The organism is Mesorhizobium sp. M7A.F.Ca.US.010.02.1.1, assembly GCF_004023085.1.
Taxonomy (GTDB): Bacteria; Pseudomonadota; Alphaproteobacteria; order Rhizobiales; family Rhizobiaceae; genus Mesorhizobium.
The window spans coordinates 166767-181339 of record NZ_RZRV01000006.1; the positions used below are offsets into that span (position 1 = coordinate 166767).

Below are 14573 nucleotides of genomic sequence, written 5' to 3' on the forward strand. Positions count from 1 at the left end.
GCGCGCGCCCAACACCCCTTCGCTGTCTGGAACTGCCATGGAAGAATTTCACAAGGTTCGCCGGCTTCCGCCTTACGTGTTCGAGCAGGTCAACCGGCTGAAGGCCAGCGCCCGATCGCGTGGCGCCGACATCATCGACCTCGGCATGGGCAATCCGGACCTGCCGACGCCCAAGGCTATCGTCGACAAATTGTGCGAGGTCGTGCGCGACCCGCGCACGCATCGCTATTCCTCGTCGCGTGGCATTCCGGGCCTGCGTCGCGCCCAGGCCGCCTACTATGGCAGGCGCTTCGGCGTGAAGCTCAACCCCGACACGCAAGTGGTGGCCACGCTTGGCTCCAAGGAAGGCTTCGCCAACATGGCGCAGGCGATCACGGCGCCCGGCGACGTGATCCTGTGCCCGAACCCGACCTATCCGATCCATGCCTTCGGCTTCATCATGTCGGGTGGCGTCATCCGCTCGCTGCAGGTGGAGCCGGACGACGGCTTCATCCCGGCGCTCGAGCGCGGGGTCAAACATTCGATCCCGAAGCCGCTGGCGCTGATCCTCAACTATCCGTCGAACCCGACGGCGCTGGTCGCCTCGCTCGATTTCTACAAGGATGTGGTCGCCTTCGCCAAGAAGAACGACATCATCATCCTGTCCGACCTTGCCTATTCGGAGATCTATTTCGACGGCAATCCGCCGCCTTCGGTGCTGCAGGTGCCTGGCGCGATCGACGTTTGCGTCGAATTCACCTCCATGTCGAAGACCTTCTCCATGCCCGGTTGGCGGATGGGCTTTGCCGTCGGCAACGAGCGGCTGATCTCGGCGCTGACGCGGGTGAAATCCTACCTCGATTACGGCGCCTTCACGCCGATCCAGGTGGCGGCGGCACACGCGCTCAACGGCGACGGCGCCGACATCGCCGAGGTGCGCGATATCTATCACAAGCGCCGCGACGTGATGGTCGATGCCTTCGGCCGCGCTGGCTGGACCATTCCGGCACCGGCGGCATCGATGTTCGCCTGGGCGCCAATCCCGGAGCCGTTCCGACATCTCGGCTCGCTCGAATTCTCCAAGCTGCTCATCGAACATGCCGACGTGGCCGTGGCGCCGGGTGTTGGCTTCGGCGAGCATGGCGACGAATTCGTGCGCGTCGCTCTGGTCGAGAACGAGCACAGGATCCGGCAGGCGGCGCGCAACATCAAGCGCTTCTTGTCGACCAGCGCCAAGCAGCCCAACAATGTCGTGCCGCTCTCCGCTCATCGGTAAGCTTGCCGCAGACGATTTCGATCGAATTTTGAGGGACGTCGCCGGATATGGCTGAAGCATTGCGTGTTGGAATTGCCGGCCTCGGCACCGTTGGCGCGTCGGTGGCGCGCGTGCTGCGCGACAAGGCGGTGGAACTGACCCGCCAGTGCGGCCGCGACGTCATCGTCACCGCCATCTCGGCGCGTGACCCGAAGCGCGATCGCGGCGTCGATCTCAGCTCGGCAGAGTGGTTCGACGATCCGGTCAAGATGGCGCAGACCGCCGAAATCGACGTGTTCGTCGAACTGATCGGCGGCGACGAGGGTCCGTCGCGCTCATCGGTGAAAGCGGCACTCGAAGCCGGCCGTCATGTCGTCACTGCCAACAAGGCGCTGCTGGCCAAGCATGGCGTTGCGCTGGCCGAAATCGCCGAGAAGAAGGGCGTGCTGCTCAACTACGAGGCGGCAGTGGCGGGCGGCATTCCCGTCATCAAGACCATGCGCGAGGCGATGGCCGGCAATTCGGTCACCCGCGTGTTCGGCATCCTCAACGGCACCTGCAACTACATCCTGACGCGCATGGAGGCCGAGGGCATCTCGTTTGATGCTTGCCTGAAGGACGCGCAGCGGCTGGGCTATGCCGAAGCCGATCCGACCTTCGACATCGAGGGCCACGACACCGCGCACAAGCTGTCGATCCTGACCAGCCTTGCCTTTGGCACCAGGATCGCCGCCAATGACATCTACATGGAGGGCATCTCCAACATCACCCAGGCCGACATCCGCGCGGCCGCCGATCTTGGCTACCGGATCAAGTTGCTGGGTGTCGCCCAGCGCACCGAGAGCGGCATCGAGCAGCGCGTGCATCCGACGATGGTGCCGACCGCATCGGTCATCGCGCAGGTGCATGGCGTCACCAATGCGGTGGCGATCGAGACCGACATTCTGGGCGAACTGCTGCTATCAGGCCCCGGTGCCGGCGGCAACGCCACCGCCTCGGCCGTCATCGGCGACATCGCCGACATCGCCAAGAGCCGGCCAGGATTCCAGCATGGTCCGGTCTTCGGACGGCCGGCGAAGGAGCTGAAACCCTACAAGAAGGCGCAGATGCGCAGCCATGCCGGCGGCTACTTCATCCGGCTGACCGTGCATGACCGCATCGGTGTGTTTGCGGCAATAGCCAAGCGCATGGCCGACAGCGATATTTCGCTGGAATCGATCGTCCAGCACGCGGTCAACGGCGAAGCGGCGGCACAAAAAACGGTGATCCTCGTCACCCACGAGACGACCGAGGCCGCTGTGCGCAAGGCCGTCGACGGCATCACCAAGGATGGCCATCTGACCGACAAGCCGCAGGTCATCCGCATCGAGCGGGCAGGGTAGCTTTTGCCCGATAGGCCCTGCGGGACAGGAATCCCGCAGGCATTGAGGTCCGGTCTGGTGGGGACAGCCGCCACACGGGAACGAATTGGTGTCGTCGCCGTTCTCTTGGTCAGCAACCAGAGGAACCGCTTCATGGCCGATGCCAACAAGTCCGACACCCCTAATATCGACGACATCCAGAAGACGCTGGAAAAGCAGATTGCCGATTTGCGCAAGGAGATCACCAAGATCAACAAGAGCATTTCGGCGCGGGGCGCGGAAATGCTCGATGACGCCAGCGAACAGGCGTCCGAGTTGTACGACACGGCCGCGAGCCGCGCTTCGCGTACGGCGCAACAACTGCGCAGCCAGGCTCAGTCCGTCTCGGAAGTAGCGCGCGAAAACCCCGGTACGACGACTGCCCTGGTCGGCGTGATCGGTTTGCTCGGCTTTATGGCCGGTTTCGCCATAGGTCAGTCGACGAACGATACGTCGCGCCGCTGGTATTGACCACGGCGCGATAGGGCCGGGTTTGCCGGCTCGTTTCCTTGTTTCAGCACATCATTTTTAAGGAGGGCACTGTGGCTTCATCCGCCTTGATTAGCATCCTGATCACATTCCTCGTCATCATCCTCGTTCTCTATCTTGTTCAGCGCCTGCCGCTCGACGGCCGGATGAGGCAGATCGTGCAGGTTATCGTCCTCATAATCGGCATCATTTCGCTGCTCAAATATCTTGCGGTTTTCTAGCGCCAAAGAGGTCTAACTTTCGCTTTTCAAGGCCGGCCCGGTTCATTGCGGCCGGCTGGCCTTGTTTCAAAAATGCGGTTTAATCGATTGATATTGCTAACTATTCGATAAAATCTTCCGCAGGTCTTGCCGTTGTCATGCTCGTTTGACAAAACAGGCCCGCCTCCGGCGGGGGCCGCATTGCCAACGAGGAAATCACCAGATGAATGTGGCCCAGAACATCGTCGCCGGCCTTGACCGGATACTCACCATGGAACTGGTGCGCGTCACCGAACGAGCCGCCGTCGCGGCCGCCAGGCTGCGCGGGCGCGGCGACGAAAAGGCGGCCGACCAGGTAGCCGTGGATGCCATGCGCCAGGAGCTCAACCGGCTTTCCATCAAGGGCACGGTGGTGATCGGCGAAGGCGAACGGGATGAGGCGCCGATGCTCTACATCGGCGAGGAAGTCGGCACTGGCAAAGGTCCGGCCGTCGATATCGCGCTCGATCCGCTCGAAGGCACGACGATTTGCGCCAAGAACCTGCCCAATGCACTCGCGGTCATCGCGATCGCCGAAAAGGGCAGCCTGCTGTTCGCGCCGGACGTCTACATGGACAAGATCGCCATCGGTCCGGGCTATGCGGACGGCGTCATCGACATCGACGCCTCGGCGGCTGAGAACATCGCCAGCCTCGCTCGGGCCAAGGGCGTCGCTGTATCGGAAATCACCACCTGCATTCTCGACCGGCCGCGCCATGCCAAGCTGATCGATGCCGTGCGCGCCACGGGGGCCGCGATCCGGCTGATCGGCGATGGCGATGTCGCCGGCGTCATCCACACCACGGACCCGGAAGAAACCGGCATCGATATTTATCTGGGCACTGGCGGAGCACCCGAGGGCGTGCTGGCCGCTGCCGCGCTGCGCTGCACCGGCGGCCAGATGCAGGGCAGACTGATCCTCGACACGGCGGAAAAGGTTGCTCGCGCGGCAAAGATGGGTATTTCCAATCCGAAACGGGTCTATCGGACGGAGGACATGGCGCGCGGCGATGTGTTGTTCGCGGCCACCGGTGTCACCGACGGCAACATGCTGGCTGGCGTCAAGTTCGGCCACAATTACATCACCACCCACACGATCGTGCTGCGCTCGTCGTCGCGGACGGTGCGCGAGATCAAGGCCCGCCATCAGGATCTGGATAAGTTCTGACGCTCGCTTGCGAAGCCGCCTTGCAATTGTTAGCCATTCGGGCGCATCCGATGATGGCTGCAGGGATTTGACGATGAAACCGTTCGACTGGCATGCGGATCCGATTTCGCGTGCCACCGCCATCACAAAGTCCTATCGCAACACCCAGAATGTGCGTCGCTTTCTCATCCGGGAATGCGGCAACGCATTCATGTTCGACCTGCCTTTCATGGCCTGGCTCAAGGACGGTGTGGAAAAGACGATGGGCGATGCGGCCGACGAATGGCTTAGGCGACAGGCTGAAAAGCGGAAAGCGCAGTTTTCTTGACCTATTCCGGGACGGCGCACACCCGTGAATCGCATGGCTTTGCCCGCCTTTGGCCTATAGAGCGTCGCGTGAACGTGACGCGCTTGAAATTGTTGCCAATGCAGGTCGTGGCCTCAAAACCGCTGCGCACTTATGGGCGGCATGCATTGTCGTGCGGCCAACGATGAGTTGGCAAAGCGTATGACCGGCGAAAAACGCCTCTTCCTCGATGTCAGGCAGTCGGTATCAGGGGTTTCCTGGGAACATCGGCTGACAGAACGCCAGGACATGATTGCGCTCGCCATCGCGCAAGGCCATGGCGTGCCCGACATCGTCGCGCGGGTGCTTGCCGGCCGTGGTGTCACCGCCGAACAGACCGAGCGGTTTCTCGATCCGACGATCCGCGATCTTCTGCCGGATCCGGCATCGCTGACCGACATGGACAGGGCGGCGGCCCGCATCGCCGCCGCGGTGATGGCCAGGGAAAAGGTGGCGATCTTCGGCGACTATGATGTCGACGGCGCCGCCTCGTCGGCGTTGCTGAAGCGGTTCCTCACGCATTTCTCGGTGCCGTCGGAAATCTACATCCCGGACCGTATTTTCGAGGGCTATGGCCCCAACCCCGACGCCATGCGCGAACTTGTTTCGCGTGGTGCGACACTGATCGTCACTGTCGATTGCGGCACCAACAGCGCCGTTTCCATCGATGCCGCCAACGAGGCCGGGGCCGACGTCGTGGTGCTCGACCACCACCAGGTCGGCGGTGCCTTGCCGGCGGCAATCGCTGTCGTCAATCCCAATCGTGACGACGACCTTTCCGGGCAGGGCCATCTCTGTGCCGCCGGCGTGGTCTTCCTCGCCCTTGTGCAGACGGCCAGGATCCTGCGTAGCCGCATGCCCGATGCTACGCCGCCAGACCTGCTTTCGCTGCTTGATATCGTGGCATTGGCCACCGTTTGTGACGTGGTGCCACTGACCGGCGTCAACCGTGCCTTCGTGATCAAGGGGCTGCAGATGGCGCGCCAGCAGAAGAACGAAGGGCTGGCGGCACTGGCACGGGTGTCGCGCATCGGCGAGCCGATCAGCACTTTCCATCTGGCCTATCTGATCGGCCCGCGCATCAATGCCGGCGGACGCATCGGCGACGCCGCACTTGGCAGCCGGTTGCTTGCGACCGACGACCCGGTGGAGGCGCGCACCATTGCCGAGACGCTCGACCGGCTCAACCAGGAACGGCAGTTGATGGAGCAGGAGATGCTCGCGGCGGCGCGCACCGAGGCCGATGCAGAGCTTGCCGGCGGCAATGGCCCGGCTATCGTCGTCACCGCTTCCAACAGCTGGCATCCGGGTATTGTCGGCCTGCTCGCTTCGCGATTGAAGGACCACGCCCGCCGGCCGGCCTTCGCCATCGCCTTCAATGCTGTGGGCATCGGCACCGGTTCGGGCCGCTCGGTCTCGGGTTTCGACCTCGGCCGGCTGGTGCGCGAGGCGGCCGTTGCGGGGCTGATCGTCAAGGGCGGCGGCCATGGCATGGCGGCGGGCATCACCGTGGAGCGGGCGAAGCTTGGTGAGCTCAGGGCGTTTTTCGAAGAGCGGGCGGCAGCCGACGTGTTCCGCCTGCAGGGCGAGGAAAGCCTGGCCATAGACGGTGCGCTTGCCGCTGAAGGCGCGACGCTCAGCCTGCTCGATGCGCTGGAGAAGGCCGGACCCTTCGGTGCCGGGCACGCTGCCCCCGTTTTCGCGCTGCCGCGCCACCGACTAGCCGATGCGCGGCCGGTCGGCACCAACCACATCCGCGTCGAGCTGCAATCGGAAAGCGGCGGCCGCATCCAGGCGATCGCCTTTCGCGCCGTCGATACCGCGCTTGGCGAATTTCTGTTCAAGAACCGGGGCAAGACAATCCACGTCGCCGGTTCGCTGTCAGGAAATTACTGGAACGGGAACCGCACCGTGCAGTTTCGCATCACCGATGCGGCGCGTGCGTAGGTTTTGATCAGGCGAGAACGGTCTGCAGCCGGGTCAACTCGCCGATCTGGGCCATCGTCGCCTGATAGCCGATGTTGATCGCCTCGTCGGCGCGGTGGAACTCGGTCAGGCCGATATGGCTGAGCTTCGGCTGCAGCGACATATCGGGCGGGTCGCCGGCAAGCCTGGCACGCGAAATGCGGTCCTGGATGATGTTGAAGGCCTCGACCATGACGCCGGTAATGCCGAGCCGCGTCTGATGCGACTGGTGCTCGGCGTCGACCTTGCCGGGCCTTGGTGCGTCCTTTTCGATGACCAGTTCGCCGGCGCTGTGTTTTATCACCGCGGCACGGCCGAACAGATCATAGTGAAGGTTGACCGCCACGACGAGCGGCTGCTCGTACGCGCGGCAGACCGAAACCGGTACGGGGTTGACCAGCGCGCCGTCGACCAGCACGCGGCCATTGCAATTCACCGGCTCGAACACGCCGGGAAGCGCATAGGAGGCGCGCATGGCGGTGGTCAATGAGCCGCTCGACAGCCAGATTTCGTGGCCGGTGCGGATTTCGGAGGTGACCGCCACGAACGGCTTGGTCAGGTCCTCGAAACGAATGCCGGCCATGTGCTCGCGCAGCCTTGCATCGAGCTTCATGCCGCCGAACAGGCCGCTGCCGCGCAAATTGAGATCGAGCAGGCCGAAGATGCGGCGCTTGGTCAGGCTGCGGGCGAATTCTTCCAGTTCGTCCAGTTTGCCGGCGAGATAGCAGCCGCCGACCAGCGCGCCGATCGAGGTGCCGGCGATCATCGATACTTCGATGCCGGCTTCGTCGAGCGCGCGCAGCACGCCTATATGCGCCCAGCCGCGGGCGCAACCGCCACCCAAGGCGAGCGAAATGCCTGTTTTCTTCTGGGAGTTCGTTTCGGACGCGCCGCCTGACGAGGACAGGCCGTTGGCCTCCCTGACATCTGGTCTGTTACGCAATGACGCCCACTCGAGCATCATGATCTCCCTTGTCCCACGGCTACTATACGAGCGGGCCGTATCGAAATGATGAATCTGTGTGGTCGGTGTCAGGCAGAAGGTTCAAGCTAGTGGTTTCCGATACGTTTTTTCCGCATCGAACAGCGGCTTGCTGCCGTCGTCGGCAAGCGTCCCCTTGCCATCGATCAGCCCCACCGTCCGATAAAAGCATGAACGCCGGCCAGTGTGACAGGTTGCGTCGTGGCCCAACACTTTGACGCGCAACCATATGGCATCCTGGTCACAATCCGTGAGCATCTCGACGACATGCTGAAAATTGCCTGATGTTTCGCCCTTTTTCCAAAGTTCGTCGCGCGAGCGCGACCAGTAGTGGGCTATGCCGGTCTCCAGTGTCAGTGCCAGTGCTTGCGCATTCATATGCGCAACCATCAACAGCATGCCGTCCGCGGCGTCTGTCACGATGACCGTGACCAGCCCGGCTGCATCGAAGCGCGGCGAAAACACCGCGCCTTCCTCAAGCGCTTTCTTGTCCGACGGAGCTTTTGGAAATTCCAGTGCCGACATCGCCGGTCCATTTTCCTCTTTGACCATGATCTTGTCCGAAAACCGGTCTCCACTTTTCGGGATCATGGTCTGATGGCCGGCGAGGGCCGATCAGACCCCGCCGCCGCGCACCATGGTGACGAAACGGACCTGCTCTTCGGGCGTGTCCTTGAAAACGCCGGTGAAGGTCGAGGTCAGCGTGGTTGAACCCTGCTTGCGGATGCCGCGCATGGCCATGCACATGTGCTCGGCCTCGATCATGACGGCGACGCCGCGCGGATTGAGCACGTCCTGGATGACGCCGGCGATCTGCGCCGTCAGCGCCTCCTGGGTCTGCAGGCGGTGGGCGAAGATATCGACGACGCGGGCGATCTTGGACAGGCCGACAACCTTGCCGTCCGGAAGATAGCCGACATGCGCCTTGCCGATGATCGGCACCATATGGTGCTCGCAATGTGAATGGAATGTTATGTCCTTGACGATGACCAGATCATCGTAGCCGGCGACCTCCTCGAAGGTGCGGCCGAGCTCGTCGGCCGGGCACATGTCGTAGCCACCGAACATTTCGCGGTAGGCCTTTGCCACCCGCTTCGGCGTGTCGACCAGCCCCTCGCGGTCCGGATTGTCGCCGGTCCAGCGCAAAAGCGTGCGCACGGCGGCTTCGACTTCGGCTTCGCTCGGCCGGTCGGTGACCGGCTTTTCCATATAGGCTGACTGTGGCATGAGCTTCTTGATGACGGCATCCATAAAGGCGTCTCCCGTAGTCCCTCTCGGCGGAGGAACGAGTTGAACGGACCACGACCTTTCGGTGTCGGAAACTTGCCCCGTTTCCAGCCCCGTAAGCGGCGTGAACTTCCCGGCAAGGACATTGGCTTTCGTCTTCTTGTCGATACCGGACTGCCACCATTATATAAGGTCATAGCGAGCGAAAGGAAGACACGACAGCGGCAATCGCTGTTCGCTTGGCGGCGACGGATTGGAAAATAATGATAAACGAGGTCTACAACGCGAAAATTCTCGGTTTTGCCGGGAACATTGGCCGCATCGGCCGGCTCGATCATCCTGACGCAACCGCCAAGGCGCACTCCAAGCTATGCGGTTCCACGGTCACCGTCGACCTCAAGATGCAGGACGGCGTGGTCACGGACTTTGCCCATGATGTGAAGGCCTGCGCGCTCGGCCAGGCGTCGTCATCGATCATGGCGCAACATGTCGTCGGCGCGAGCGCCGAGGAATTGCGCGCGGTGCGCGACACCATGCTGAAGATGCTCAAGGAAGATGGCGCCCCGCCGGACGGTCGCTTCGCGGACCTCAGATATCTGGAGCCGGTGCGCGATTACAAGGCCCGTCATGCCTCGACCATGCTGACTTTCGACGCCGTGGTCGACGCCATCGGCCAGATCGAGAAGCGCGCCGAAGCCTGAGGGCCGGCAACCGACCGTTTACAATGCACGTCTGCTTTCGGCAAATTCGCCGCGTACCCAGTCCGCGAACGCGGCGGCCGGCTCCGACAGATCGCGCAAGCTTCTGGCCACCAGCCAATAGGCGCCGGATGCGACGTCGATGTCGAACGGCTTGACCAGCGCGCCGGACGCGACTTCTCCGCCGATCTGCAAGAGATCGCCCAGTGCAACGCCATGTCCGAGCAAGGCGGCCTGCTTTGAAAGCGACGCATCCGCCAGCATCGGCCCGCGCGCCGGCACGGCGTCGGCGGGCACGCCGGCCGCTTCGAACCAGCGCGCCCAGCCCTGGCGGTTCTCCTCGTGCAAAAGCGTGTAGCGACCAAGATCGATCGGCTTCTCGAGGGCGGGGCCCGAGGCAAGCAGCGCCGGCGACAGAACAGGTGAGTCGACTGTCGAAGCAAGTTGCTCGGCTTCGCTGCGCGGCCACGCGGTGGCATGTGCGCTGAAGCGCAAGGCAAGCTCCGGCTGATCGCTGCGGAACTCGATCAGCCTTGGATCGACCTCGAGCGAGATGTCGATGTCAGGCCGCAATTGGCGAAACCGGTTGAGCCGTGGCACCAGCCACACGGATGCAAGCGACGGCTCGACACTGACACGGACCACGGACTGCGCCGGTGTCGCCACCAGTTCTCCAAGCAAGGTATCGATAGCGTCGAAACTTCTGACAAGCTGATCCAGCAGACGCCGTCCGGTATCGGTCAGTTCGACACGGCGATGGTGACGTTCGAACAAGGGTTGGCGCAGGAAGATTTCGAGTTCCCGGATCTGCCGGCTGATCGCCGCCTGTGAGACGAAAAGCTCCTCGGCGGCCCGGCTGAAGCTCAGATGCCGGCCCGCCGCCTCGAAGCTCCTCAATGCCGTCAACGGCAGGCGCCCACGCTTCATTTCGCATAACCCAGGATTATCCGAAGTGGAAATTATACTCGTTTGAAGGCGAAGGCCAGCGGCCGTCTAATCGCATCAAAGGAGACCGACCATGATCCAGTTGCTGAGCATCTTTGGCGATGTCATGCGGATCGCAACGTTTCAATGGCGTGGCAGAAGACAGCATGAAAAGCGTTACGAAGAGCCGACCAGTCGTGGCCGGTGGGTGGCTTCGGCTGACTGGCAGCCGTTTCGTCGTTTCCGTCCGTGACGGTGGGGCCATGCAGGGCGCGGGGATTGCGTTCTCCAGTAGAAGCCCACATCTATCGCGTGGGAAACGCGAAACGGAGACTGTGGTGCGCGACCAGCATGGGCATGCGCATATCGCCCGGCCGCCGAAACGCGGCCGTAACTGGCCCGGTCCATGGCGCAAGACGCCGGGCCGTCTCCTCGGCACGTCGCTCGTGCGCCTCTACCAGCTGACATTGTCGGGCTTTGTCGGCAATTCCTGCCGGCATCTGCCGACCTGTTCGGAATATGCCCATGAGGCGATCGCCCGCCATGGCCTGTGGGCGGGCGGTTGGATGGGATTTTTCCGGATGCTGCGCTGCGGGCCATTCGGCACGCATGGCATAGACCTCGTGCCGGAGGTGCTGGAGGATCGTTATGTCTGGTTCACGCCATGGCGGTACTGGCGGATCGGCAGCAAGCGCGGCGAAGCGCAGGGGTGATCGCGTCAGTCAGGTCCCGCCGGCTCTGCCTGTTTACGATCCGGTAGGGTTAACAACAGCCTGCACAAAGACTGCGCATTTGAGACAAAATCGAGACAAGAGACCTCGCTAAGCCGCTCCCGAACCCCCTTCTGGAGCGAGCAGAAAATGCGCAATTTCGACCGTCTTCCCTTCATCTTTGCCGGGATACTGTTCCTGCTCGCCTGGCTGCTGGGATTTCCGCTGCGCGCGCAATCGGCGCCGCTGGGGGACGTGCAGTGCACGGTGATCGCCGATGCGGCGAGCGGCAAGGCGCTCTACCAGGACGGGGTGTGCGACGAGCGGTTCAGCCCGGCTTCGACGTTCAAGGTGCCGTTGTCGCTGATCGGCTATGACAGCGGGATCCTGAGCGACGAGCACACGCCGAGCTGGGATTACAAGCCTGAATTCAACGCGGTGAAGCGGGATCAGAAGACCGTCGATCCGGTGGTCTGGGAGCGGGATTCGATCCTGTGGTTTTCCCGGGAAATCACCCGCCGGCTTGGGTCTGGGAGTTTTGCCGGTTATGTCTCGAAATTCGACTACGGCAACGCCGATGTTTCCGGCAATCCCGGCAAGAATGATGGTTTGACCAAGTCCTGGGTGAATTCCTCGCTCAAGATCACGCCGGTCGAGCAGGTCGAATTCCTGCGCAAGCTGCTGGCCCGCAAGCTGCCTGTCTCGGCCAGGGCTTACGACATGACATCAGCCATCATCCCGACCTTCCAGGCCGGAGGCTGGACGGTGCAAGGCAAGACCGGAAGCACCAGGCTGCGCAACGACGTCGACAAGGTTCAGGACAAGCGTTCGCTCGGCTGGTTCGTCGGCTGGGCGCAAAAGGATGGCCGCCAGATCGTCTTTGCGCGGCTTGTCGTCGACACCAACCGCACCGACATGCCCAAGGGCCTCAAGACCCGCGCCGCGTTCCTGAAGGACCTGCCGCTCCTCATCAAATGAACGCTGACATTTGAGCCGGGCTTTACGGAGGCGGAATCTGTCCATAAAAGACAGCCGCTGCCGGACGCATCCGGCTTTTCCCTATGCATGTCGTAACCCAAAACCGCCATACACTTTTGGGCGACATGCATTTCAACCACCCGCGCTCGTTTGCGGGACTGGATAGGAGATATATATGCTGAATTCCGTTTCCCTGACATTTCCCGATGGCTCCGTCCGCGAATACGACGCGGCGATGACCGGTGCCGGCCTCGCCGAATCGATCTCGAAATCGCTGGCCAAGAAGGCGGTCGCCTATGCGATCGACGGCACGGTTCGCGATCTCAGCGATCCGCTCGGCAAGTCCGGCAAGGTCGAGATCGTCACCCGCGACGACCCGCGCGCGCTGGAGCTGATCCGCCATGACGCGGCCCATGTGCTGGCGGAAGCCGTGCAGGAATTGTGGCCGGGAACGCAGGTGACCATCGGGCCGGTGATCGAGAACGGGTTCTACTACGACTTCGCCCGTAACGAGCCGTTCACGCCTGACGATTTTCCGGTGATCGAGAAGAAGATGCGCGAGATCATCGCGCGCAACAAGCCGTTCACCAGGGAAGTCTGGTCGCGCGACAGGGCGAAAAAAGTCTTTGCCGACAAGGGCGAGCGCTACAAGCTGGAGCTGATCGACGCCATTCCTGAGGATCAGGATCTCAAGATCTATGCGCAGGGCGACTGGTTCGACCTCTGCCGTGGCCCGCACATGGCCTCGACCGGGCAGATCGGCAATGCCTTCAAACTCATGAAGGTGGCCGGCGCCTATTGGCGCGGGGATTCGAACAACCCGATGCTGACCCGCATCTACGGCACGGCCTGGGCCGACCAGGCGCAGCTCGAAGCCTACCAGATGATGCTGGAGGAGGCCGAGAAGCGCGACCATAGGAAGATCGGCCGCGAGATGGACCTGTTCCATTTCCAGGAAGAGGGACCGGGCGTCGTCTTCTGGCATGCCAAGGGCTGGAAGATGTTCCAGAACTTGGTCAACTACATGCGCCGCCGCCTCGACGAGCAGGGCTATCAGGAGGTCAACGCGCCGCAGGTGCTCGACAAGAGCCTGTGGGAGACGTCAGGCCATTGGGGCTGGTATCGCGACGCCATGTTCAAGGTGACGGTCGCCGGCGACGACACCGATGACGACCGGGTCTTCGCGTTGAAGCCGATGAACTGTCCGGGCCATGTGCAGATTTTCAAGCATGGGTTGAAGTCCTATCGCGATCTACCCGTGAAGCTTGCGGAATTCGGCAATGTGCATCGCTACGAGCCGTCGGGCGCGCTGCACGGGCTGATGCGTGTGCGCGGCTTCACGCAGGACGATGCGCACATCTTCTGCACCGAGGAGCAGCTGGCTGCGGAGTGCCTGCGCATCAACGATTTGATCCTGTCGACCTATGCCGATTTCGGTTTTGACGAAATCAGCGTCAAGCTTTCGACGCGGCCCGACAAACGCGTCGGCACCGACGAAGCCTGGGATCACGCCGAAGCAATCATGGGCAGCGTGCTGGAGACGATCAGGACACGATCCGGCAATCGCATCAAGACCTCGATCAATCCGGGCGAGGGCGCCTTCTACGGACCGAAATTCGAATATGTGCTCAAGGATGCTATCGGCCGCGAATGGCAGTGCGGCACGACGCAGGTCGACTTCAACCTGCCGGAACGGTTCGGCGCCTTCTATATCGGCTCCGATTCCGAGAAGAAGCAGCCTGTGATGGTGCACCGCGCCATCTGCGGTTCGATGGAGCGCTTCCTCGGCATCCTGATCGAGAACTATTCCGGCCATTTCCCGCTGTGGTTCGCGCCGCTGCAGGTGGTGGTGGCGACGATCACCTCGGATGCCGACGGCTATGCGACCGAAGTGGTGGCAAAGCTGAAGGCCGCCGGGCTGTTGGCGGAAGCGGATTTGCGCAACGAGAAGATCAACTACAAGGTCCGCGAACACTCGCTGGCCAAGGTTCCGGTCATCCTCGTCTGCGGCAAGCGCGAGGCGGAAGAGCAGACGGTCAACATGCGCCGGCTGGGCTCACGCGACCAGGAATCGCTTGGCCTTGACCAGGCGATCGCGCAATTGGCCGAAGAAGCCGTCACGCCCGACCGCAGGCGCAAACGCGCTGCCTGATCGGCATAGTTTTTCGGCCAAATGGCGGTGGAGCGATCCACCGCCATTTTCATATCCTTGTCACGCCGACCTTGTAACGAAC

At 62.4% G+C, this 14573-nt stretch carries 16 protein-coding genes; 12 read left to right on the forward strand and 4 right to left on the reverse strand.

Annotation, left to right across the window (positions count from 1 at the left end; translation table 11 throughout):
* The first annotated feature begins 37 nt into the window (after positions 1 to 37).
* The 7 genes from EOA19_RS09070 to recJ all read left to right on the forward strand — a co-directional run bounded on the left by EOA19_RS09070 (position 38) and on the right by recJ (position 6802).
* Positions 38 to 1255: an LL-diaminopimelate aminotransferase gene (locus tag EOA19_RS09070; RefSeq protein ID WP_023810473.1), complete on the forward strand. Its 1218-nt coding sequence runs from the start codon at positions 38 to 40 to the stop codon at positions 1253 to 1255.
* 47 nt (positions 1256 to 1302) lie between these two features.
* Positions 1303 to 2616, forward strand: coding sequence for a homoserine dehydrogenase (locus EOA19_RS09075; RefSeq protein WP_023810474.1), 1314 nt, complete (start codon positions 1303 to 1305; stop codon positions 2614 to 2616).
* Between the two features lie 132 nt (positions 2617 to 2748).
* The gene (locus EOA19_RS09080) at positions 2749 to 3105 is read left to right on the forward strand and encodes a hypothetical protein (RefSeq protein WP_023810475.1); all 357 of its coding nucleotides are present in this window, start codon (positions 2749 to 2751) and stop codon (positions 3103 to 3105) included.
* Between the two features lie 71 nt (positions 3106 to 3176).
* The gene (locus tag EOA19_RS09085) at positions 3177 to 3344 is read left to right on the forward strand and encodes a Thivi_2564 family membrane protein (protein ID WP_023810476.1); all 168 of its coding nucleotides are present in this window, start codon (positions 3177 to 3179) and stop codon (positions 3342 to 3344) included.
* A 202-nt stretch (positions 3345 to 3546) separates the two neighbouring features.
* A complete protein-coding gene (gene glpX / locus EOA19_RS09090; RefSeq protein WP_023810477.1) occupies positions 3547 to 4530 on the forward strand; it encodes a class II fructose-bisphosphatase in 984 nt (327 codons plus the stop codon).
* A 73-nt stretch (positions 4531 to 4603) separates the two neighbouring features.
* The gene (locus EOA19_RS09095) at positions 4604 to 4837 is read left to right on the forward strand and encodes a DUF6434 domain-containing protein (RefSeq protein WP_128303355.1); all 234 of its coding nucleotides are present in this window, start codon (positions 4604 to 4606) and stop codon (positions 4835 to 4837) included.
* Between the two features lie 180 nt (positions 4838 to 5017).
* Positions 5018 to 6802, forward strand: a complete 1785-nt coding sequence (gene recJ, locus EOA19_RS09100) for a single-stranded-DNA-specific exonuclease RecJ (RefSeq protein WP_128303356.1) — start codon at positions 5018 to 5020, stop codon at positions 6800 to 6802.
* 7 nt (positions 6803 to 6809) lie between these two features.
* On the opposite strand, the gene EOA19_RS09105 is transcribed toward recJ, so the two are convergent.
* The 3 genes from EOA19_RS09105 to folE form a co-directional block, all read right to left on the reverse strand.
* The gene (locus tag EOA19_RS09105; protein WP_206638019.1) at positions 6810 to 7784 is read right to left on the reverse strand and encodes a patatin family protein; all 975 of its coding nucleotides are present in this window, start codon (positions 7782 to 7784) and stop codon (positions 6810 to 6812) included.
* 81 nt (positions 7785 to 7865) lie between these two features.
* Entirely contained in the window at positions 7866 to 8327 is a 462-nt protein-coding gene (gene hisI, locus EOA19_RS09110; RefSeq protein WP_023810481.1) for a phosphoribosyl-AMP cyclohydrolase, read from the reverse strand.
* Positions 8328 to 8417: 90 nt separating this feature from the next.
* Positions 8418 to 9053: a GTP cyclohydrolase I FolE gene (gene folE, locus EOA19_RS09115; RefSeq protein WP_023810482.1), complete on the reverse strand. Its 636-nt coding sequence runs from the start codon at positions 9051 to 9053 to the stop codon at positions 8418 to 8420.
* A gap of 239 nt (positions 9054 to 9292) precedes the next feature.
* Between folE and EOA19_RS09120 the strand changes: the two genes are divergently transcribed.
* On the forward strand, positions 9293 to 9730 hold the full coding sequence (locus EOA19_RS09120; protein ID WP_023810483.1) for an iron-sulfur cluster assembly scaffold protein: 438 nt from the start codon (positions 9293 to 9295) through the stop codon (positions 9728 to 9730).
* A gap of 18 nt (positions 9731 to 9748) precedes the next feature.
* Here EOA19_RS09120 and EOA19_RS09125 read toward each other — a convergent pair whose 3' ends face one another.
* Positions 9749 to 10654 carry a LysR substrate-binding domain-containing protein gene (locus tag EOA19_RS09125; RefSeq protein ID WP_023810484.1) on the reverse strand — a complete coding sequence of 302 codons (906 nt, stop codon included), beginning with the start codon at positions 10652 to 10654 and terminating at the stop codon, positions 9749 to 9751.
* A 91-nt stretch (positions 10655 to 10745) separates the two neighbouring features.
* On the opposite strand from EOA19_RS09125, the gene EOA19_RS09130 reads away from it, so the two are divergent.
* The 4 genes from EOA19_RS09130 (at position 10746) to thrS (ending at position 14491) form a co-directional block, all read left to right on the forward strand.
* Positions 10746 to 10904 (forward strand): hypothetical protein, encoded by a 159-nt coding sequence (locus EOA19_RS09130; RefSeq protein WP_128303358.1) that lies wholly within the window; start codon positions 10746 to 10748, stop codon positions 10902 to 10904.
* Positions 10905 to 10989: 85 nt separating this feature from the next.
* On the forward strand, positions 10990 to 11364 hold the full coding sequence (yidD, locus tag EOA19_RS09135) for a membrane protein insertion efficiency factor YidD (RefSeq protein ID WP_023810485.1): 375 nt from the start codon (positions 10990 to 10992) through the stop codon (positions 11362 to 11364).
* A gap of 147 nt (positions 11365 to 11511) precedes the next feature.
* Positions 11512 to 12339, forward strand: a complete 828-nt coding sequence (gene blaOXA / locus EOA19_RS09140; protein ID WP_128303359.1) for a class D beta-lactamase — start codon at positions 11512 to 11514, stop codon at positions 12337 to 12339.
* A 175-nt stretch (positions 12340 to 12514) separates the two neighbouring features.
* Complete coding sequence (gene thrS, locus EOA19_RS09145) at positions 12515 to 14491, forward strand: threonine--tRNA ligase (protein WP_127297165.1); 1977 nt, start codon at positions 12515 to 12517, stop codon at positions 14489 to 14491.
* The last annotated feature ends 82 nt before the right edge of the window (positions 14492 to 14573 follow it).